This window comes from Paraburkholderia sp. CHISQ3 (assembly GCF_030464945.1).
Lineage (GTDB): Bacteria > Pseudomonadota > Gammaproteobacteria > Burkholderiales > Burkholderiaceae > Paraburkholderia > Paraburkholderia megapolitana.
On sequence record NZ_JALPRG010000003.1, the window covers coordinates 353,527 to 373,257 of the forward strand.

General features: G+C 64.1%; 18 protein-coding genes. 5 read left to right on the forward strand and 13 right to left on the reverse strand.

The window, feature by feature from the left end:
- Window positions 1-7 precede the first annotated feature (7 nt).
- Window positions 8-2,269 carry a TOMM precursor leader peptide-binding protein gene (locus M0D65_RS08610; RefSeq protein WP_266252279.1) on the forward strand — a complete coding sequence of 754 codons (2,262 nt, stop codon included), beginning with the start codon at window positions 8-10 and terminating at the stop codon, window positions 2,267-2,269.
- 21 nt (window positions 2,270-2,290) lie between these two features.
- Complete coding sequence (locus M0D65_RS08615) at window positions 2,291-2,635, forward strand: cupin domain-containing protein (RefSeq protein WP_266252280.1); 345 nt, start codon at window positions 2,291-2,293, stop codon at window positions 2,633-2,635.
- A 10-nt stretch (window positions 2,636-2,645) separates the two neighbouring features.
- Here the strand turns inward: M0D65_RS08615 and M0D65_RS08620 are convergent, their stop codons facing one another.
- Window positions 2,646-3,782, reverse strand: a complete 1,137-nt coding sequence (locus M0D65_RS08620; protein WP_266252281.1) for an alpha-hydroxy acid oxidase — start codon at window positions 3,780-3,782, stop codon at window positions 2,646-2,648.
- A gap of 95 nt (window positions 3,783-3,877) precedes the next feature.
- On the opposite strand from M0D65_RS08620, the gene M0D65_RS08625 reads away from it, so the two are divergent.
- Window positions 3,878-4,705 (forward strand): IclR family transcriptional regulator, encoded by an 828-nt coding sequence (locus tag M0D65_RS08625; RefSeq protein WP_091006812.1) that lies wholly within the window; start codon window positions 3,878-3,880, stop codon window positions 4,703-4,705.
- Between the two features lie 37 nt (window positions 4,706-4,742).
- Here M0D65_RS08625 and dapA read toward each other — a convergent pair whose 3' ends face one another.
- From dapA to M0D65_RS08660, 7 genes are all read right to left on the reverse strand, one after another.
- Entirely contained in the window at window positions 4,743-5,648 is a 906-nt protein-coding gene (gene dapA, locus M0D65_RS08630) for a 4-hydroxy-tetrahydrodipicolinate synthase (RefSeq protein ID WP_091006810.1), read from the reverse strand.
- Window positions 5,649-5,683: 35 nt separating this feature from the next.
- Window positions 5,684-7,405, reverse strand: coding sequence for an ABC transporter permease subunit (locus M0D65_RS08635; RefSeq protein ID WP_266252515.1), 1,722 nt, complete (start codon window positions 7,403-7,405; stop codon window positions 5,684-5,686).
- A 100-nt stretch (window positions 7,406-7,505) separates the two neighbouring features.
- On the reverse strand, window positions 7,506-8,603 hold the full coding sequence (locus tag M0D65_RS08640; RefSeq protein WP_266252282.1) for an ABC transporter ATP-binding protein: 1,098 nt from the start codon (window positions 8,601-8,603) through the stop codon (window positions 7,506-7,508).
- Window positions 8,604-8,635: 32 nt separating this feature from the next.
- Window positions 8,636-9,733, reverse strand: coding sequence for an ABC transporter substrate-binding protein (locus M0D65_RS08645; RefSeq protein WP_266252283.1), 1,098 nt, complete (start codon window positions 9,731-9,733; stop codon window positions 8,636-8,638).
- A gap of 38 nt (window positions 9,734-9,771) precedes the next feature.
- Window positions 9,772-11,199, reverse strand: coding sequence for an FAD-binding oxidoreductase (locus M0D65_RS08650; RefSeq protein ID WP_266252284.1), 1,428 nt, complete (start codon window positions 11,197-11,199; stop codon window positions 9,772-9,774).
- 427 nt (window positions 11,200-11,626) lie between these two features.
- Window positions 11,627-12,028 carry a RidA family protein gene (locus M0D65_RS08655; RefSeq protein ID WP_266252285.1) on the reverse strand — a complete coding sequence of 134 codons (402 nt, stop codon included), beginning with the start codon at window positions 12,026-12,028 and terminating at the stop codon, window positions 11,627-11,629.
- A 133-nt stretch (window positions 12,029-12,161) separates the two neighbouring features.
- Entirely contained in the window at window positions 12,162-12,968 is an 807-nt protein-coding gene (locus tag M0D65_RS08660) for an alpha/beta hydrolase (RefSeq protein WP_266252286.1), read from the reverse strand.
- Between the two features lie 307 nt (window positions 12,969-13,275).
- Between M0D65_RS08660 and M0D65_RS08665 the strand changes: the two genes are divergently transcribed.
- Window positions 13,276-14,529, forward strand: a complete 1,254-nt coding sequence (locus M0D65_RS08665) for an MFS transporter (RefSeq protein WP_266252287.1) — start codon at window positions 13,276-13,278, stop codon at window positions 14,527-14,529.
- Window positions 14,530-14,798: 269 nt separating this feature from the next.
- Window positions 14,799-15,698: a 2OG-Fe(II) oxygenase gene (locus M0D65_RS08670; protein ID WP_266252288.1), complete on the forward strand. Its 900-nt coding sequence runs from the start codon at window positions 14,799-14,801 to the stop codon at window positions 15,696-15,698.
- 57 nt (window positions 15,699-15,755) lie between these two features.
- Here the strand turns inward: M0D65_RS08670 and M0D65_RS08675 are convergent, their stop codons facing one another.
- The 5 genes from M0D65_RS08675 to M0D65_RS08695 form a co-directional block, all read right to left on the reverse strand.
- Complete coding sequence (locus M0D65_RS08675) at window positions 15,756-17,033, reverse strand: DUF3443 domain-containing protein (RefSeq protein WP_266252289.1); 1,278 nt, start codon at window positions 17,031-17,033, stop codon at window positions 15,756-15,758.
- A gap of 10 nt (window positions 17,034-17,043) precedes the next feature.
- Complete coding sequence (locus M0D65_RS08680) at window positions 17,044-17,499, reverse strand: DUF2844 domain-containing protein (protein WP_177228251.1); 456 nt, start codon at window positions 17,497-17,499, stop codon at window positions 17,044-17,046.
- Between the two features lie 554 nt (window positions 17,500-18,053).
- The gene (locus M0D65_RS08685) at window positions 18,054-18,587 is read right to left on the reverse strand and encodes a YMGG-like glycine zipper-containing protein (RefSeq protein WP_266252290.1); all 534 of its coding nucleotides are present in this window, start codon (window positions 18,585-18,587) and stop codon (window positions 18,054-18,056) included.
- A 38-nt stretch (window positions 18,588-18,625) separates the two neighbouring features.
- Complete coding sequence (locus tag M0D65_RS08690; protein ID WP_091008760.1) at window positions 18,626-18,973, reverse strand: hypothetical protein; 348 nt, start codon at window positions 18,971-18,973, stop codon at window positions 18,626-18,628.
- A gap of 370 nt (window positions 18,974-19,343) precedes the next feature.
- Window positions 19,344-19,592 carry a hypothetical protein gene (locus M0D65_RS08695; RefSeq protein ID WP_091006792.1) on the reverse strand — a complete coding sequence of 83 codons (249 nt, stop codon included), beginning with the start codon at window positions 19,590-19,592 and terminating at the stop codon, window positions 19,344-19,346.
- Between the last annotated feature and the right edge of the window lie 139 nt (window positions 19,593-19,731).

Sequence of the window (19,731 nt, forward strand, 5' to 3'; positions counted from 1 at the left end):
GAAAATCATGCTCGACGATTTCACTCGCGTGCTCCGGTTCAAACCGCATCTGCTCGTGCTCGATGCGGGCACGGATGCGCTCTTCATCGTCGATGAATTCAAACGCACGCTATTGTCCGGCGCAGTGTACGTGCGCATTGCCGCGTGTCTGCGCGAACGGATGACGACCGCCGACATCTTCGCTGCGCTGGCCGCGACGTTTTCCGACGGGCAGATCCTCGCCGCGCTCGATCATCTGGTGCAGAAACGGTATCTGCGTGCCGATGCGCCGGATAGTTTCGATCTGGCGCGAGGTTTCTTCGAGCGTGCGGGGCTCGATGGAGATGCTGCATGCGAGCGCGTCGCGCAGCTGCATGTTGCGGTGAAGGCGTTCGGTGTCGATGCGTCCGCCCAGTTGCAAGCCTTTGCTGCGTGCGGTATCGAGGTCGTCGAGGAAGCGCCGCTCACCATCGCCATTTGCGATGCGTACGACCGGCCGGAACTGGCCGATACCGTCGAGCGCACGATGGCACGTGGCGGTGCGCTACTGCTGGTTATGCCGGAAGGTGTGCAGCCGTTGATCGGACCGCTGCTTGCCGCGCCCGCCGCTCCGCACGAGCCAACCGCGGTCAATGCAGCGAAGAGCCCGCCGTGCCTCGAATGCACGAAATACTGGATCGCGCGCAACCGGCCCGTGCAGACGTTGCTCGGTCGATATCACGATGCGGCGGCTACGCGGATGCGGCCGGCGCATTCGCGCGCAGGGATGGCGGCAGTCTCCGCGCTGGTCGTGGCCTGTGTCGAACAACTGGCGGCGAGTCGCGAGTGCTGGGAGCAGGCGCGCACGCACATCACCGCGCTGCGGCTCGATACGCTCGCGACGGCGCGGCATCGGGTGGTGCGACGGCCGCAGTGCCCGCGTTGCGGCAACCCACAATGGATGCGCGAGCAGGCGGAGCGTGCTCCGCAACTGTCGGCGACGACCGGAGTGGCGGGCGGCGACGGCGGCTATCGAACGGCCGATCCGCAGCAGGTTTTTCAGCGCTACGCGCATCTGATCTCGCCCGTTACCGGCGCCGTCGCCTATCTGCATCCAATGCCGAAGCGTCATGCGGGGCTACGCAAGGTGTATGTCGCCGGTTATCTGACGTGCCCGGACCGCGTGCCGGACAACAACCGCTTCGACAAGATCTGCTCGGGCAAGGGTCGCAGCGATGAGCAGGCGCGAGTGAGCGCGTTGTGTGAAACGCTGGAGCGCTTTAGCGGCGTATTCCAGGGCGACGAAGCCGTGACGCGCGGCAGTCTCGCCGATTTGAGCCGCAGAGAGCAGCATGAAGGAGCGGTGCTGCACGTCAACGCGTTGCAGCAATTCAGCGACCGTCAGTTCGAACAGCGCGCCATCATCAATGCGCAGACCGACGACGTGCGCAAGCAGGTACCGCCGCGCTTCACGGAGCACAGCGTGATCGACTGGACGACTGCATGGTCGCTGACGACGCGGACGCGTCGCTGGGTGCCGTTGAATTACTGCTATGCCGATGTCCCCGATACTGGCGACGTAGCGTTTTGCATCCACAATCCAAACGGTAGCGCGGCGGGCTCGTGCATCGAGGAAGCGATCCTGCAGGGACTGCTCGAACTGGTCGAGCGCGATGCGGCGGCGATCTGGTGGTACAACCAGATACCGCGCCCGGGCGTCGATCTTGCAAGTTTCGCGGACCCGTATTTCGACTCGCTGCAAAACGAATACGCGGCGATGGGTTGGGATCTGTGGGCGCTGGATATTACGCACGACCTGCGGATACCCACGATCGTCGGGCTTGCCGAGCATCGCGCAAGCGGACGCTTTTCGATTGGCTTCGGATGCCATCCCGACAGCCGGATCGCGGTGCAGCGCGCGCTGACGGAAGTGAACCAGTTGCTCGATCCGACGAGTGACGGGCCGCCGCCATGGAATCACGCGAAGCTGTCGTCCACGGCGTTTCTTTATCCGGCGCAAGGGTCCGTCAGCACGCAGGCGTCGACGTGGCCGCCCGCGCGCGAAGCGAACCTGCTCGACAGCATCGCGGCGTGTGTTGCGCGTGTGTCGTCGGTGGGGCTCGATACGCTGGTGGTCGACAAGACGCGGCCCGATATCGGGCTGCCGGTAGTTCAGGTGATCGTGCCCGGGTTGTGCCACTTCTGGCCGCGCTTCGGTGCGCCACGGCTGTATGCGGTGCCGGTCCAACAAGGCTGGATCGAGCGGCCGCGCGATGAGAGCGAGCTGAATCAGGCGCTGCTGTTTCTGTGAGGTTCTTCATTGGGGTTCGGCATGACAAACATTCCGCACGACGTTTTTCACATCGACGAAGCTGACGCATCCCGATTGCTCGCGACATTGCCGTTGCCGTTCGCTGTGCTGTTCGAGCGAGCCGACGTATCCGTCGAGCTGTTTGCGCCGCGCGGCAGCGACACGCAGTCGCCCCACACGCGCGACGAGTTGTACATCGTCGCGGCGGGATCGGGAACGTTCCGTCGCGCGGATCAGGTGTGCGAGTTCAAGGCCGGCGATCTGCTGTTCGTCCCGGCACACGTCGAGCACCGCTTCGAATGCTTCAGCGACGATTTCCGCACGTGGGTCATTTTCTTCGGCCCAGAGGGCGGTGCCGGAGTGTGAGGGCGCATGACTACGCGCGCCGCAGAAACGACCCATCGAGCCCCGCAACCTCCGGGCATCCCAGCAACTGCAAGGTAGTCAGCATTTCACCGATTAGCAGCGCGAGCACTTCGTTCGCTCCGGTCTCTCCGCGGGAGGCGATGCCATAAAGCGGCGCCCTGCCGAGCAACACACCGCGCGCGCCGAGCGCCAGCGCCTTGACGACGTCGCTGCCGCGCCGCACACCGCCGTCGACGAAAACGTCGAGCCGGTCGCCGACAGCAGCGACGATCTCCGGCAAGACATCGAGCGAGGCCGGTGCGCCGCCCAGTTGCCGGCCGCCGTGATTCGACACGACGATCCCGTCGGCATCGTGGGCGGCGGCGAGTAGTGCGCTGCGCACGGTCTGGATGCCCTTGACGACCACCTTGCCGCCCCAGTGTTGCCTCACCCAGTCCAGATCGTGCCAGCCGAGCGTCAGGTCCATCTGCCGGCTCAGTATCGCGGCATGGCGCGACAGATCCGCGCGCTCGCCGAGACTTCTCGCGATGTTCTTCAATTGCGGCGTGCCATGACGCAGCATCTGCCAGCACCAGTGCGGCCGCGTCACACAGTCGGCGAGCAGCTTCGGCGACAGACGCAGCGGCAGCCGGAAGCCATTACGGATCTCGTAGTCGCGCTTGCCGTGCACCGGGGTATCGACGGTCAGAACCAGCGTCGAATAACCGGCCGCGCCGGCACGGTGCATCACGTCCTCGGCGATGCGGCGGTCCTGCTGCACGTAGAGCTGCATCCATAGATCGCCGTCCGGCGCTTGCGCGCGCACATCTTCGAGCAACGACGTCGAGGCTGTCGACAGCACGAACGGCACGCCCGCACGGCTCGCGGCCTGGGCCAGCAGTTCGTCGGCGCGCGGCCAGAAGAGCCCGTTGAGCCCGGTAGGACCGACGACCATCGGCGCGGCCGCCGTACGGCCGAAAAACTGCGTCGCGGTCGAGCAGTGCGAAATGTCGGTCAGTACGCGCGGGCTGAAACACCACCGGCGATAGGCCTCGCGATTGCGGTGCAGTGCGTCGCCATCTTCGGCGCCGCCGTCGAGGTAGTCGAAGGCAAGCCGCGGCAGGCGCCGGCGGGCTGCGAGGCGGTAGTCGGCAACACAGGAAAGCATGAAGACTCCACGGAAAACGAAACACTTTAGTTTATCGATTCAATTGCATTACAATCGCTACGACTGTAGTTCGATACGATAACCGGCCGCCCCCCATGTCCGAAACCGCCATCGCCAAGTCCCGCAAGCCGCGCGATCCCGACGCGCCGCGCTCCTCGCTTTTCGTCGGCTCGACGGAAAAAGCGTTCCAGGTGCTGCACGCCTTTGACGGCCCAAACCGTCACCTGACGCTGATCGACATCGCGCGTACCTCCGGCCTCGACCGCAGCGCGACGCAGCGGCTCGTGCACACACTCGAAGCGCTCGGCTACCTCGAGCGGATTCCGGAAACGCGCAACTACGGGCTCACCACGAAGGTGCTGCAGTTCTCGTACAACTACGTGCGCGCGAACGAGCTGATCGACAAGGCATCGCCGTATCTGCTCGACATCAGCCGACGGCTCGGCGAAACCACGAACCTGCTGGAACTCGACGGCCCGGACATCGTATTCGTCGCGCGTTTCCCCGGGCAGCATCTGGTGAATATCGACATCGTGGTCGGTGCGCGTTTGCCGGCGTTCTTCACGGCGGCCGGCACCGCGATTTTGTCGCGACTGTCCGACGAAAGCGTGCGCGAAGTTCTCGCGCAAACCTCGCTGGAGCCGCTCACGCACTACACCGAAACCGATCCCGAGAAGCTGCTCGAACGCGTACGCAAGGTCGCGCGCCGCGGCTATGCGGTGATCGAGAACGAGACCGTACTCGGGGATATTTCGGTGGCTGCACCGGTCACGGATCATGGCGGCATCGGCGTTGCGGCGATCAATATCTCGGTGCCGACCTCGCGCTGGTCGCGCGAACGCGTGGAGGCCGAACTCGCGCAGCACGTGCAGGTTGCCGCGACGTCGATCTCGAAGGCGCGGCTGGCGGGGTATCCGCGCTGAAGGCTCAGTGGCAACTCAGTGGCAACCGAGCCAGCACTCAGAAGCGGCGCTCGAATGCATTGAGCTGCCGTTCGAGTTCGGTCCGCAGGTTCGCCGACAGTGCCGGCGCGGCCTGAACTAGCGGCGCCAGCATCGCGGGCGCATGCACCCCGATCAGATCCATCACCGACTTGATCGGCCCCGGGTTGGTCTCCGCGAACGCCATGTTCATCAGCGGGATCAGCGTGCGATGCAGCGCGAGCGCATCCTGCGTGTTGCCGCCCACCGCGAGCCGGTACATCGTGCGCCACGCTGTGGGCAGCAGGCTCGCCGTCACGACGATGCCGCCACGCGCACCGGCCGCGACATGCAGCGGAAACAACGTGTCTTCGCCGCTCAACACCGAGAACGACGCATCGACGCCCGCTACCGTGCGCAGGAAGTGCCACATGTCCGTGTTGCACGCCTTCATCCCAATGATCCGTTCGTGCTGCGACAGTTCGTGCAGGACCTCGGGCGTGATCGCGATGCGCGTGCGGTACGGGATCTCGTAGATCAGGATCGGCGCCGGCGCTTCGTCCGCATAACGCATGTAGTAATCGCGAATGCCTTGCTGTGTCGGATTCGTGTAGTACGGCGTCAGCACTAACAGCGCATCCGCGCCGGCCGCCGCGAATTCGCGGCCGGCCTGCAACGCATCGTGATACCCCGGGTCGAGCACGCCCGCGATGACCGGTACCTTGCCCGCGCATTCGCGTGCGGTCAGCTCGGCCATGCGGACACGTTCGGTGCGTGCGAGCGCGCCGTATTCGCCGGTACCGCCGAGCGGCACGATGCCGTCCACGCCCTGCTTCAACAGATAGTGGATCAGTGCACGCGCGGCGTCGGCATCGATGGTGTCGTCGGCGTGGACCGGGGTGGGAATCGCCGGCAGGACGCCTTGTAGTTGTTGGGCTGAAAGCATGGCAGGTCTCGGGAAACAGGCGGAAACAGGGGAAATCAGGGAGTCAGGCTGCGGCGGCGCAACCGGTCGGCAAACCAGATCAGCGCGGCGACGAAGACGAACAGGCAGGTCGAGACTGCGGCGATGACCGGTGAAATCTGCATCGTGATTTCGTCCCAGAACTGCTTGGGCAAGGTCGTGCTCAGGCCACCGGACGTGAACAGCGCGATCGTCAGTTCGTCGAACGAGGTCGCGAATGCAAATAGAAACGACGACATCAGGCCCGCGCCGAGTATCGGAAAGGTGACGCGGCGCAGCGTAGCCCACGGGCGGGCGCCCATGCTGTAGGCGGCGAGATCGAGGCGTGTGTCGTAGTGACGCAATACCGCGGCCATCGTGATCACCACATACGGCACGGCCACCGTGGTATGTGCGAGCACGAGTCCGAACGACGAACCGACCAGACCGATTTTCGCGAAGAAATAGAACACGCCGACCGCGATGATCATGCGTGGCACGACGATCGGCGCGAGTACGAACGCAAGCATCGCGGTCTTGCCGCGCATGCCGCCGCGCACCAGTAGGAACGCTGCGGGCGTGCCGATCAGCATCGAGAGAAGGGCGGCGCCGAGGCCGACCAGCATCGAGCGTGTGATGGCCTGCATCCATAGCGGCGAATCGACGATCTCGCGATACCACTGCAGCGAGAAACCGTGCGGCGGCCACGACAGACCGGAGCCCGAATCGAACGATAGCGGGATCATCAGGAATGCCGGTGCGCTGAGAAATACGAGCAGCAGGATCACGACGATGCGCAGCGTCAGGCTCTCGCCGCTGCCCGTGCGTTGGCGCCCGGCGCGGCGTTTCGGCAGCACGCCGAGCAGCGCATCGGTGGTGTGACCGAGGGTGCTCAGCACCGCGTTGCCGAGTGCACGGCTCCACCTGCCGCCCGATGTCGCGCGCGGTGCAGCATTGCTGCCGCCCGCCATCGTCGACAGTCCCACGAGGCGGTCGTAGACCAGGAACACGACCAGCACCACGGCGAGCAGCAGGACCGAGATCGCGCCGGCAAAGCCCCAGTTCAGCGCCTGCATGACCTGGTCGATGATCAGTTGCGTGATCATCGTTTGATGGCGGCCGCCCAGCAGCGTCGGTGTGATGAAGAAGCCGATCGCGGTGACGAACACCATCAATGCGCCCGCGGCGACGCCCGGTAGCGACAGCGGAAAATACACCTTCCAGAACACCATGCCGGGTCGCGCGCCGAGTGTTGCGGCGGCGCCGGTCAGACGCCGGTCGATGTTCTCCATCACCGAGAGCATTGTCAGCACCGCGAGCGGCATCAGCGCATGCACCATGCCGACGATCACGCTCGAGAAGTGATACAGCAGGCTCAACGGTTCGTCGATCAGGCCGAGGCTAAGCAGCGCCTGATTGATCACGCCATTGCGTCCCAGCAGCACGACCCATGCGAACGTGCGCACGAGAAAGCTGGTCCAGAACGACAGCAGCACCCAGAACAGCAGGCGGTTCTTGCGCTCGCGCGTGAGCGACGAGATGAGGTAGGCGATCGGGTAACCGGTCAGCACCGAGAAGAAGGTCGTCCACAGCGATATCTTCAGCGTGATCAGCAGCACGTCCACGTAGACCGATGAAGCGAACAGCCTGCGGTATTCGATCAGCGTGAAGCCGGTGTCGTTGTGCACGCTCAGCAGCAGCAACTGGCCGACCGGATAGACAAGCATCACGAGCAGCAGCACGACGATCGGCGTGGCCATCGCGCCGGGCCGCAGCCACATGCGCCAGCGAGCGCGCCGCGAAGCCGCAGCGGGCGTAGGGCGTACCGGCTGTGCGGTCAGAGCAGAGGGATTCATCCGCTTATCCCGCGATCGCGACCGCGTCGGCGGTCAGCCACGACAGCCCGAGCGTCTGGCCGATTTCGTACGGAGCACCGAGCCGCTGGGTGGGAAACGCGGCGACGAGCGGTGCGGCATCGGGTGCGGGCGGCTGCAGATAGAGCCGCGTCATGCTACCTGTGACCATGATGTCGGTGAGTTTCGCCGACAGCGTGCAGCCGCCCGCCGTATCCGCGAACGCGCTGTCGTGTACCCGCAGGTTCTGCGGGCGCAGCATCAACTTGACCTGCTTGCCGTTGCCGATCAACGAGTCGTAAGCCATCGCGCTACCTTTCGCGATGCCCTGCATGCTCACGCGGACCTGGTTGCCGGCACGTTCGGTCACGACTGCGTCGAGCAGGTTCGATTCGCCGAGAAAATCCGCGACGAATACGCTCTTCGGCCGGAAGTAAAGATCGGCAGGCGCGCCGAGCTGGGCGATCGCACCGCCGTTCATCAGGCAGATGCGGTCAGACATCGTCATCGCTTCTTCCTGATCGTGCGTGACGTAGACGATCGTCGTGCCAAGCTCGCGATGAATCCGCTTGATCTCGAGCTGCATCTGGTCGCGCAGCTTCTTGTCGAGCGCGCCGAGCGGTTCGTCCATCAGGATGATCGACGGCCGGTAGACCATGCAGCGCGCGAGCGCGATGCGCTGTTGCTGGCCGCCCGACAGCTCGCGCGGATAACGCGCCGCGACGTGCGGCAGATGCACCATCTCCAGCGCCTGCATGACCTGGGCACGCGCGGTTCTGGTGTCGACCTTGCGCATCTGCAGCGGAAACGCTATGTTTTCCGCAACCGTCATGTGCGGAAACAGCGCGTAGTTCTGGAACACCATGCCGATGTCACGCTCATACGGCGCACCGTAGGTCACGTCGATACCGTTGATCAGAACCTGTCCTTCATCAGGCTGTGCAAGCCCGGCGATCAGGCTGAGCAGTGTCGTCTTGCCCGAACCGCTCGGCCCAAGCAAGGTCAGGAATTCGCCTTGGGCGACGTCGAGATCGAGCGGGGCGAGCGCGACGAAATCGCCGTAGCGCTTGCTGAGTCCCGAGATTTGCAGGTTCGAGGCGGACATGGGCATCGGTATCCGTGAAGGTGACAGCGCGCTCAGCTCAGAATCCAGCGGTTAAAGCGCTCGAGCGCGACGCTCTGGTTGGCCTGCCAGTATTTCGCATCGATATGCAGGCCGCTTTTGATGTTCGCCGGGTACGTCGGGCAGTTCTTCGCGATCTCGGGCTTGATGAAGTTGAACGCCTCCGGCTGGGTGACACCGGCCGGGAAATACTCGGTGAGCGCGGCCTGGCGTTTCGGATCGGAGGCGAACTTGATGAACTCGCGGCACGCATCGGCGTTCGGCGTGCCCTTGAGGATCGACCAGTTGTCGCAGCCCCAGATGTTCTGATTCCACACGATGCCGACCGGCGCGCCGTTCGCGATCGCCGACTGCGCGCGCGAAACCCACGTGCTGACCATCGCGACTTCGCCGGAGCCGAGCATCTGTTCGACCTGGGCGCCGGTGGTCCACCAGACGTCGACGTGCTTCGAGATCTTGTCGAGGCTTGCGAAGCCGCGATCGAGACTGCACGGATAGACCTGCGATGTCGGCACGCCGTCGGCCATCAGCGCTTCTTCGAGCGTGTCGAACGGATACTTGCGCAGCCCGCGACGTCCCGGAAAGTCCTTCACGTTCCACATGTCGGTCCACGAAGCGGGCGCCTTGCGTCCCTTGAATGCATCCGTGCGATACGCGAGCACCGTCGTATAGATGTTGGTGCCGACGCCGAATGGCGACATGTATTCCGGCGGAATCTTCGCGACCATCGGGTCCGCTTCGAGCCCGTGCTTCTCGAGATATTCCTTGCCGCCGCCGGTGAGCAACAGGATTGCCGGCTGGCTGATCTTCGCCATGTCCCACGTGTAGCTGCCGGTTTCGACCATGCTTTTGATCTGCGCGGTCGGTTCGGCATTGGCTTGCACACCGACCACTTCGATGCCGGTTTTCTCCGTGAACGGCCGGTAGAACACCGCGCCGTAGGCCTTCGTGTAGATGCCGCCGTCGTCGCGCACGACGATCCGTTTGTTTGCCGCACGCGACGGCGTCGAGATGAACGGGAAGGCCACTACCGCAGCGCCGGCCAGAGCGGTCTTGATGGCCGCGCGGCGGCCTGGTTGTGCTATCTGATCGCGTGCGGACGGCTTGTTCATGAAGGCTCCAGGAGAGAAACGAAAATCCCGCTGCGAGGTCAGGGCAGCAGGCGACCGGGGTTGAAGAGACCGCGCGGGTCGAGTGCCTGCTTGACCGCGCGCATCAGTCCGAGTTCGGCGGTGGATTTGTAATGGGCCATCTCGCCAAGCCCGCTTTGCCCGATGCCATGCTCCGCGCTGAACGTGCCGTGCAGTTCGTGCGCGATATCGTTGACCACGCGGCGCAGCGCGGTGGCGGTCGCACCTGGGTTTGCGAGTGCGTGCCATGCATCGAAGGTGAAGAACGGGATGAAATGCGCGTTGCCGTCGCCGAGATGCGCGACGACCAGCACGTCGAGCCCAGCGACGAGCGCATGCACCGCGCGGGTCGCCTGTTCGATGAAGGCCGGTACCGCCGAGACCGGCACCGCGCAGTCGGTGGTCAGGCCCACGCCGCCTTTCTTGTTGGCCTCCGATACGCTGTGGCGGATCGTCCAGAGCGCGTCGCGCTGCGCCTCGTTGCTGGCAACCACCGCATCGACGATGAGACTGGCTTGCGTCGCGGCTTCGAGCGTGCGTTGCAGCAGGTCCGCCATTTCGTCTCCGCCACCGGTATCGGCAAGTTCGACGAGCACATGCCACGGATGCAGCTCGCCAAGCGGATTGCGCCGCTCGGGCACGTGCTCGATCACGAGTTCGAGCTGACGGCGGTTGATCATTTCGAATGCGTTGAGCCGTGCGCCGCATGCAGCCTGGAAGAGACCGAGCACCTGTAGCGCGGCAGCGGGATCGACTGGCGCGAACCACGCCAGCGCGTGATGGGTAGGCAACGGATGCAGCTTCAACGTGGCCGCGGTGATGATGCCGAGCGTGCCTTCCGTGCCGATGAACAGATGCTTCAGATCGAGCCCGGTATTGTCCTTGCGCAACGCGCGCAACCCATTCCAGACCGTGCCATCGGCCAGCACGACTTCGAGTCCGAGTACGTTGTCGCGGGTATTGCCATAGCGCAGCACGCTGGTGCCGCCGGCATTCGTCGACAGCGTGCCGCCGATCTGGCACGAGCCCTCGGCGCCGAGGCTGACCGGATACAGGCGCTGTTGCGCGGCGGCGGCTTCCTGCACGGTTTGCAGCACGCAGCCGGCTTCGACTTCCATCGAGCCGTTGGCCGCATCGATCCGGCGAATCTGCCGCATCCGCGACAGGCTAACGATGACGGGCGGGGTACCGATGTCGGCCGGCACCGCGCCGCCGCACAGGCTGGTATTGCCGCCTTGCGGCAGTACCGGGACGCCGTGCGCTGCGCACAGACGCACGATGGCGGCTACATGCTCGGTACAGGATGGTAGTACTACGCATGCTGCGCGCCCCTTGTAGCGGCCGCGCCAGTCCTCGACGAAGCCTTCGAGGTCGGACTCGGCGGTCAGTACCGCCCTGGTGCCGAATACGGCGGTCAGGGCCTCGATCAGCGGTACAACATCGGTCATTTGCCGTTCCTTTTATGGCGCCCCAGGTTGCGACAATAACCGGCATTGCTCGCTCATGGTTCGAGGAAGCATAGGAGTAAAAAAATCGCATTGAAATGTCTGTGATTGATATGCGATTGATTTTCGTGTTTTTCCTGTATCCATCCCAGGCTGTTTGATGGCGGCAGCTGCGCCATCAACCGGGTAGATGACAGGTCTGTCTACCTCGCTCTGCGTGAGCAGGATGGGCCGGAAGCAGGATCGTTGGGGTGCCGGGCGGTACCGGTGTCGCGTCCGGCGAACCGGAGCCGGACGGTAGATGAGGGGATGTTTTACGCGTCACAGGACGCAGGAGGCGGGACGTCGATTCGGGTCCGTCGGTTTTATCGGCGCTACTGCCTCGACGATCCACGCACTACTCGCATCATCACGATCCTGCCCGACCAACTTACACCGGCCGGCGCGCAATGAAATCGATCTCGACCAGCGCGTCGCGCGCCAGCCCCGTCACGCCGATGCAGGTACGTGCCGGCAACTGCCCCGGTGGAAAACACGCCGCATAGGTCGCATTCATCGTGGCGTAGTCGCGCTTGAACTCGGTCAGGAAAATGCGTACGGAGACGACGTGCTCAAGACCGAGGCCGATGCCGTCGAGCACGAGCTTCAGGTTGTCCATCACACGTGTCGTCTGGGCCGCGACGCCGTCGGGTAACGGCGCGTTGTCGTCGTCGGGCGAGGTCGGCATCTGGCCGGTCACGAAGACCCAGCCATCCGATTCGGTGGCGTGAGAAAAAGGGCCGACCGGGGTCGGCGCACCTTGAACCATCCAGAACCGGGTGGTGGTAGTCATGCTGTTTTCTCCATCGAGGCGGTGGCGCGAAGCGTTGCTTCGCTTGTTTCAGTCCGCGAAATCAGTCCGCAAAAAGCATAGCCTGAAACTGTTACCCGATGAAGAAGCCTGGGCCTGCATCTTCGTACAACGATCAACCCTGTGCGTGCTTCGCAGCGTCTTCGATGACCGCGGCCACTTCCTTCGGACGCGTTTCATAGACCGAGTGACTGGCGCCCTTGAGTACCGTCGTGTGGCTATGCGCGCGTGCGTAGTACCAGCGTTCGAGATCCGGGTTGATGATCAGGTCGTCGGCGGCGACGATGCCCCAGCTCGGTTTGGTCTGCCATGCGGCAACCGTCATCGGTGTCGAGAAGACTTTCGCGGCCGTGAGGATCTGCGAGTGCGCTTCGAACACGGCCTCGTCGTGGGGCAGATCGGCGGCGAAGTCTTTCGGGAAATCGGCGGGGTTGAGGTAGGTGTAGCCGTCGTCGGTCTTGACGATCGCGCCCGGCTGCTTCGACGTGTAGCTCGGCATGCCCTTGCCGAGGGTACTCTCGTCTTCTCCGACAGCAGGCGCGTGGGCAGCGACGTACACCAGTCCGACCACGTTCGGCGCCACACCGGCCTCGGTGATCACCGAGCCGCCGTAGCTGTGCGCGACGAGGATGGTGGGACCGTTCTGCAGCGCGAGCACGCGCTTCGTCGCGGCCACGTCGTCTTCGAGCGAGCTCAACGGTTCCTGCACGATGGACACGTTATAGCCGTCCTTCTTCAGGATATCGTAGACCGGCTTCCAGCCCGATCCATCGACCCACGCACCGTGGACCAGAACGATGTTTTTTGCCGGCGCAGTTGCCTGTGTAGTTGCCTGGTTAGTGTCTTGCGCCATGGCGCCCGTCGAAGCGAGCAGGGAAGCGGACACGGACAATACCGCAGCGGCGAGAGGAAGCATTTTCACTTTGAACTCCGTTATCTATTGAAGAAATAGCGCACGACTAACTAATGAAAGTTGTCTGCATATGAAAGAACCGGTGCATGTTGTATCTGGCTTCCATACACGGGCAAACACAACGCCTCTCTGCTTTATTCCATCGTCGCGATGAAAATAGTTTTTTCGCGGCCGCTGTGTGCTCGCTGGCGTTCGCCGTGATCCAGCCATTCTGCTTTCGCATGACAGATCCCGCCGCCGCTACTAGACTGAGCGACTTTCTTCCGAACCAGTGCCGTCGCACGTCGTCCCCCGACAGCCTCCACCCGATCGATCGATGCCCCCCGAACCCGAACCCGCCGACCCCAGCCACAGCCCTAGTACCGCCACGAGTACCAGCCCGCTCCGCGACCCCGGTTTCCAGCGCTTCTGGTGCGCACGCGTGTTGTCGTCGGTGTCGTTCCAGATGCTGGCGGTCGCAATCGGCTGGCATATCTATGCGCTAACGCATAGCGCTTACGCGCTCGGTCTTGTCGGCCTTGCACAGTTCGTCCCGATGTTCGCGCTGACACTCGTCGTCGGGCACGTCGCCGACCGCTACGACCGGCGCCGGGTTGCCGCGATCTGTCAGATGCTCGAAGCGCTGGCGGCCTGCGTGTTCCTGATCGGCACGCTCGGTGGCTGGTTGACGGCGCCTTTTATCTATCTGCTGGCCGCATCGGTCGGCGCCGCGCGCGCATTCGAGTCGCCGTCTATTTCATCGCTGTTGCCGGGCATCGTGCCGCGCGAGGAACTGCCGCGCGCGACCGCATGGGCCACCTCGGCGAACCAGGCCGCGCAGATCGTCGGGCCGGCACTGGGCGGGGTGCTCTACGGGGTTGGGCCGATCGCGGTGTATATCGCCTGCGTGATCGCGTTTGCGGCGGCATCGGCGATGGTCAGCACGATCACGCTGCGCACGAAGCAGCCGGCACGCCCGCCGGCCACGCTCAAGTCGATCTTCTCGGGCATTGCATTCATTCGCCGCGAACCGGTGGTACTCGGTGCACTCTCGCTCGATCTGTTCGCGGTGCTGTTCGGCGGTGCGACCGCATTGCTGCCGATCTTCGCACGCGACATGCTGCATACCGGGCCATGGGGCCTCGGCGTGTTGCGCTCGGCCCCGGCGCTCGGCGCGCTCGCGGGCACCATCTGGCTCGCGCATTTCCCCTTGCGAAACCGGCCTGGTGCCGCGATGTTCGGCGGGGTGATCGCGTTCGGCGCCGTGACGGTCGTGTTCGGGCTGTCGCATCATTTTCTGCTGTCGCTGGCGGCGCTCGCCGCGATGGGCGCCGCGGACGTGATCAGCGTCGTCGTGCGGCTGTCGCTCGTGCAGCTGCGCACGCCGGAGGAAATGCTCGGCCGCGTGAGTGCGGTCAATTCGCTGTTCATCGGCACGTCGAACCAGCTCGGCGAATTCGAGTCGGGCCTCACCGCGGGCTGGTGGGGCGCGCGGGCCGCGGTGCTGGTGGGCGGCTGCGCGACGATTGGCGTTGCGTTACTGTGGATGCGGCTCTTTCCCGAGCTCGCGCGGACCCGTTCGCTTGAATAGCGATTCTGCGGCGGTTGTTTCGCGTAACGTCCGCGGCGCGATACGTAACGTATTACGAGATCGTCGATGCAGGTAGCATGCGGGAACCGCGCTGAGCCCTTGTAGCAAAGCCTGATAGCAAGGCTGTGCGGCAGATGGATGAGGGTAGGTGCGCAAGGCTGGATGCGGCCGGTTGCCGATGGCACGGGATGTGCATGTCCCTGGTCGGGTGGCCGGAACGAGCCGGCCTGTGTACGACCCGATTTCAAGACCATCAGAACGAGACAAACATGCCAATACTAGACAGGGCCTGGCGCGACTGGCTGACCACTAATGTGGAACGAGGCTGCAGCGCGGAGTCGATGATCGACGCGATGATCGCCTCCGGTTTCGATCACGGCACGGCGCGCGAGGCGGTGAAGCAGATCGTCCTCGGCAAGCCGGTAGCGCTGGGGCAAGCCACGCCGCCTGCCGCGACATCCGCCGCATCGGCCACTACCGCCACCTCCAGCATTGCCACTTCCAACGGCTATCACTACGAACCGTGTCCGGTGCCGGCCGGCAACGTCGTGCGCGCCGGCGGTCGCGACGTGAAAGTGCTGCTGCGCTGCGAGCGGCCTCAGGTGATCGTGTTCGGCGATGTGCTCAGCGCGGACGAGTGCCACGAGCTGATGGAGCGCTCGCGGCATCGCCTGAAGCGCTCGACGACCGTCAACGAAACGGACGGCAGCGAGGACGTGATCCAGAATCGCACCAGCGAAGGCATCTGGTTCCAGCGCTGCGAGGACCCGTTCATCACCACACTCGACGAGCGCATCGCCGAACTGATGAACTGGCCGATGAACTGTGGCGAAGGTCTCCAGATCCTGCATTACAACGGCGGCGGGGAATACCGTCCGCACTTCGACTACTTTCCGCCCGACCAGGCCGGCAGCGCGCGGCACACGGCGCACGGCGGGCAGCGCGTGGCGACGCTGATCGTGTATCTGAACGATGTGGCCGGCGGCGGCGAGACGATCTTCCCGGAGGCGGGGCTATCGGTGGTCGCGAAGCAGGGCAGCGCGGTCTACTTCTCGTACATGAACAGCCTCGGCGAGCTCGATCCGCTGACGCTGCACGGCGGCGCGCCGGTGCTGGCTGGCGAGAAGTGGATCATGACGAAGTGGATGCGTCAGCGCGCGTACGAATAGCACTGCGGCCGCGACCTGTCGAAGGTCGCGGCCGCAGTGTGGCGTGCACAATAACGCTTAGTACGCGACGTAAGGCCCGAGTCCTACCGGCGTGACCTGCTGTTCGACCGCGGCGTAGACGGTACGACCGTAGAAGAACGGCAGCCCCCAGTCGAACACCGCCGATGTCACGAACGCCGGACCCGCGAACAGCGGCATTGCCGAGTCGCCGCTATACGTCTGCGACAGCGCAACCGCGTTGCCGACGTTGAACGTGACCGAACTGTTCACGCCGTTCACGCCCTGGATCATCGCACTCAACTGCTGTGTCGACGACGGACAGTAGTACGCGTTGTTCGGACTCGCACACACGGGCAGCGCACTGGTCTGGAAGAACAGGCCGGTCGAGCCGCTGTCGACAATACTTCTCGAGTACGTCGTACCGTTCTGCACCGTCGTGAAGGTCCCGTTCGACGGACTCACGGCGATCACCTGCGCACTGCCGAGCGCGTTATTGCTCTGCGTACCGATACCGAACACCAGCTGGCCGCTCACCGTTTTCGCGCCGCCCGCTCCGATCGCAGGCAGGACGAGCAGCGAGCCGTTGTTGTCGGTGGTGAAGTACGGGATCGGGTTTGCTACCTGCAACGTCTCGGCAAGCGCGGTCGATGTGCAGGTCGTGCCGGCGCAGGTGTAGTAGGTAGCCGGGATCGCCTGCTGCACGCAGTTGAAGCCGCAGTCGTGCTTGAACACACCGATACCGAGAATGCCATTTGCAGCGAGCGTCGACGGCGTGTTGCGTGCCGCGCCGACGTTCTTGCAATCGGTCGGAATCGCGCTGTAGTTCGGATCGATCACCTGGATCGGCAGCGAGGCCGCTTTTTCGCCGCTGATCTGCACATCCGCGAGCCGCACCGAACCCCACGTGTAGCCATCGAAGAACTGCATGCACTCGGCGAGTGAGCCGCCAGTGGCGGTAGTTTCCTGCGGCAGCGCGACCGACGCCGGCAACTGCGAAGCGAAGACACGCAGGCCCCACGAACCGGTATCGACCAGCACGTGATCGATCGTCTGGCATTGCGTCGTACCCGGCGCGCACACCGTCACGCTGACAAACGGCATGTTCGGCACGCCGCTCACGCCTGCATCGACGGTCACGGCCGCGGCGTTGGCCACCGCGATCTGCGGCGTCGGCGCGGTGTTCGTCGTCGGTGTGGGCGTCGAAGTCGACGAATTGGAGCTGTTGCTCGTGCTCGTAGTGCTGCTGCCGCCACCGCCGCCGCCACCGCACGCGGCGACAAGAAGCGAGATCAGGATCGCGAAGACACGCAAGAGGAACGACCGTTGATAACTCATGACCGCTCCGTTATTGAATGACGCTGACATCGACGCCGGCAGGCACGGCCTGCGGCAGATAGGCGTAGCCCGAGAACGCGCGCAGATGACCCGCCGAGTACACGACGAGGTCGTCGCTCGACACCGCAAGCGGCGTGGCCCGGCGTGTGGCGTTGGCGGCAACGTAGCGATCGAAGGCCGCACCGAGCGTCGCCTTCAGGTCGGGCAACGTCGGGCCGTCCCACGCGACACCGAAGACGATGCCGTCGGCCGCGACGTACTCGCGCACCACGGTGCCCGAGGGCAGCGTGATCGTGTGCACGGTGTAAGCGGAGGAAGCTGCGGCAGCGGCGGTGTGCGTCAGCGCATGCATGCGGAGCTGGTCGTTGCCGACGCTGCTGACGTTGCCGCCGAGCGTTGCGTAGGCCGGCAAGGAGAGCGCAAAGGTCGCCCCGAGCATTGCGCCGGCAATGCCTGTATGAAGCATCGGTTTCAAGTGCGTTCCCTCTAGGTGAGAACGTCCGTGCCTGCCGGAGGGGCCGGCACGGACGATAAACGGAGCACGCTCACCGCGGCCGCTCGTTCGCTGTTTCAATCGCGCTGCAGAGGTGGCGTGAATGCGTCTACGGAACGGCAGGGGAAAACTTTAGGGAATGTGAAGTCTCTGGCGCAATCGTTTGCGGCAACGATTGCGTCAAACGCACCGCTCGATGCGTTTGAGAAAAAAATCGCTGGACCGGCCGGCGGCGCGGGCCGGGGTGTCGAGCCCGAAAAACGCGTTTAAGCGAACGGCTGTTCGACAGACGGAATCGCTGGGAAAAATATTTTTTACGAAACGCGTGATCGAGTGCGGCAGTTTAAAAAATCGCTACACATGGGCGGTGTGCGAGGGCGGTTTTAGTGGTGGACCTGGCGGGCTGTCGTTGCTCGTTGCTGATTGCGACGAAAACTGCGGTACGGTTTGTGACAGCGTTGCCGTTGCACAAATAAAAGCGGCTGCCGTCGGGAACGGCAGCCGCGTCGAAACGAAGCTTGCAACGATCAGTACGCGCCGGGCGGAGGCGGCGGAGGCGAACCCGGCGGCGGAGGCGGCGGCGCGTAACCGTAACCGCCCGACGACTGCTGCGCTGCGCCCATACTGCCCGCCGACACCGGAATCCGGTCGCCGGCCGCGTACATGCACTGCATGTAGGCGTAGTCGTAGCGACGCTGTACGTCGTAAGCCGAGCCTTGCGCCGCACCCGCACCGACCGCGCTGCCGGTCAGCAGCCCGGCGCCCGCGCCGATCGCGGCACCCCGGCCGCCGCCGAACGCGGCACCAGCCGCCGCGCCGAGCGCGGTACCGATGGCCGCGCTGCCCAGCGCGCTGGCGGTGGCGGCCTGGTTGGTCGATACGCCGCCGGTCTGTTCGAAGGCCCATTGACGACAAGAGCCGTCGTCCGCGCGGAACTGGTCAAAGGATTTGCCGCTGCCCGGCAGCGCCATCACGCTGGGGCCAGTCGGCACGATCGCGCAGGCGCTCAGGATTCCGAGCGAGGCAAGCGCTGTAACAAGAGCGAACCTGGAATGTTTCATGTGCTTCTCTTTGCGATAGATCGTTTTCGGCGGCATGTTCAGTTGCCCGGACCGCTTGGCTGGGCCGGCACCGGACGCCATCCGGTACGGCACTCCTTCACGTACGGGTAGTAGGTTTTCGACGCGTCGCAGTAGTACCAGGTACCGGCCGACTGCTCCGGCCCGGCCTGGGCCGGTCCCTGTCCCTGCTCGACGTATTCCTGCGGCTCGGGTGCGGGCACCGGTACCGGCACGACCACCGGCGCAGGCGGGTAGTAGTACGGCGCCCACGGGTAGTAATAACCGCCGCCGCCGATATACACGCCAACACGCGCGGCCTGTGCTGTTCCGCTCGCGCAGATGACGAGAGCGGCCGACAGCCCGAGTACAACATTGAGTTTTTTCACACGGATCTCCACGACGAACAACGGGAGCGGAACAGGCGCTCACCGCCATGGCTGAACGCTATGCCAGCCGGCGTGGCAACTCAATTACGGGGGGCAGGGTGAATTTTTCGCGGCATTACGCCATTAACGTTTTGCCTGTTCAGGCAATAACGGGGCGCGGGCGCGGGGTCTGGCCCGGACGTGCATCGGCGGCACGCACGGTGCTAGCAGTCGGGAATGAAACGTAACGTGTCGGTAACATCCTGTGCGCATTGGGCGTTGCAGATGCGCAATCAAACGCGGCGGTTTCCAGGAAAACGCGAGGCAAACGCGCAGACAAGCCAGATCGCGCAGCGACGTGTGCCGCTGCGCGCTTTCGTGCCGGCGGCGGTCAGACGTGATGTACGCGCGGCGGGCGGTCGACTGGCGGAACCGCGATGCGGTCGTAGTCGTCGAGCTCAAGCAACAGGCTATCGACCGAGCACAACTGGCCCTTGGTCAGATGGTTGCCGTTGAGCAGTTGATGCAGACGTTTGCGCCAGTAAGGCGCGGGAAGAATCGGACCGCCGAGGTCGCCAAGCAGTGACGGACGCATCACTCTGGCTATATGCGCGATCTCGTGATCGATAAAAGTAATCATGGTTGCCCCCGTAACTTTTTTAATCTGGCCGATCGAATATCGACGTTTTGTAAGACAAAACTTTAGGTCAGATTTCGCAAATTGCAAATCTGCTTGATGCATGCTCGACCCGATCCAGCGAGGCGACTGTACCCGGAGT

Bases quoted from the DNA above. Each gene is read 5' to 3' on its own strand.
- M0D65_RS08670 (WP_266252288.1), top strand. From the start codon at position 14,799: ATGCCAATACTAGACAGGGCCTGGCGCGACTGGCTGACCACTAATGTG.
- M0D65_RS08620 (WP_266252281.1), bottom strand. From the start codon at position 3,782: ATGCTTTCCTGTGTTGCCGACTACCGCCTCGCAGCCCGCCGGCGCCTG.
- M0D65_RS08680 (WP_177228251.1), bottom strand. From the start codon at position 17,499: ATGCTTCATACAGGCATTGCCGGCGCAATGCTCGGGGCGACCTTTGCG.
- M0D65_RS08665 (WP_266252287.1), top strand. From the start codon at position 13,276: ATGCCCCCCGAACCCGAACCCGCCGACCCCAGCCACAGCCCTAGTACC.
- M0D65_RS08695 (WP_091006792.1), bottom strand. From the start codon at position 19,592: ATGATTACTTTTATCGATCACGAGATCGCGCATATAGCCAGAGTGATG.
- M0D65_RS08655 (WP_266252285.1), bottom strand. From the start codon at position 12,028: ATGACTACCACCACCCGGTTCTGGATGGTTCAAGGTGCGCCGACCCCG.
- M0D65_RS08640 (WP_266252282.1), bottom strand. From the start codon at position 8,603: ATGTCCGCCTCGAACCTGCAAATCTCGGGACTCAGCAAGCGCTACGGC.
- M0D65_RS08635 (WP_266252515.1), bottom strand. From the start codon at position 7,405: ATGGCCACGCCGATCGTCGTGCTGCTGCTCGTGATGCTTGTCTATCCG.
- M0D65_RS08615 (WP_266252280.1), top strand. From the start codon at position 2,291: ATGACAAACATTCCGCACGACGTTTTTCACATCGACGAAGCTGACGCA.
- M0D65_RS08625 (WP_091006812.1), top strand. From the start codon at position 3,878: ATGTCCGAAACCGCCATCGCCAAGTCCCGCAAGCCGCGCGATCCCGAC.
- dapA (WP_091006810.1), bottom strand. From the start codon at position 5,648: ATGCTTTCAGCCCAACAACTACAAGGCGTCCTGCCGGCGATTCCCACC.
- M0D65_RS08645 (WP_266252283.1), bottom strand. From the start codon at position 9,733: ATGAACAAGCCGTCCGCACGCGATCAGATAGCACAACCAGGCCGCCGC.
- M0D65_RS08685 (WP_266252290.1), bottom strand. From the start codon at position 18,587: ATGAAACATTCCAGGTTCGCTCTTGTTACAGCGCTTGCCTCGCTCGGA.
- M0D65_RS08675 (WP_266252289.1), bottom strand. From the start codon at position 17,033: ATGAGTTATCAACGGTCGTTCCTCTTGCGTGTCTTCGCGATCCTGATC.
- M0D65_RS08610 (WP_266252279.1), top strand. From the start codon at position 8: ATGCTCGACGATTTCACTCGCGTGCTCCGGTTCAAACCGCATCTGCTC.
- M0D65_RS08650 (WP_266252284.1), bottom strand. From the start codon at position 11,199: ATGACCGATGTTGTACCGCTGATCGAGGCCCTGACCGCCGTATTCGGC.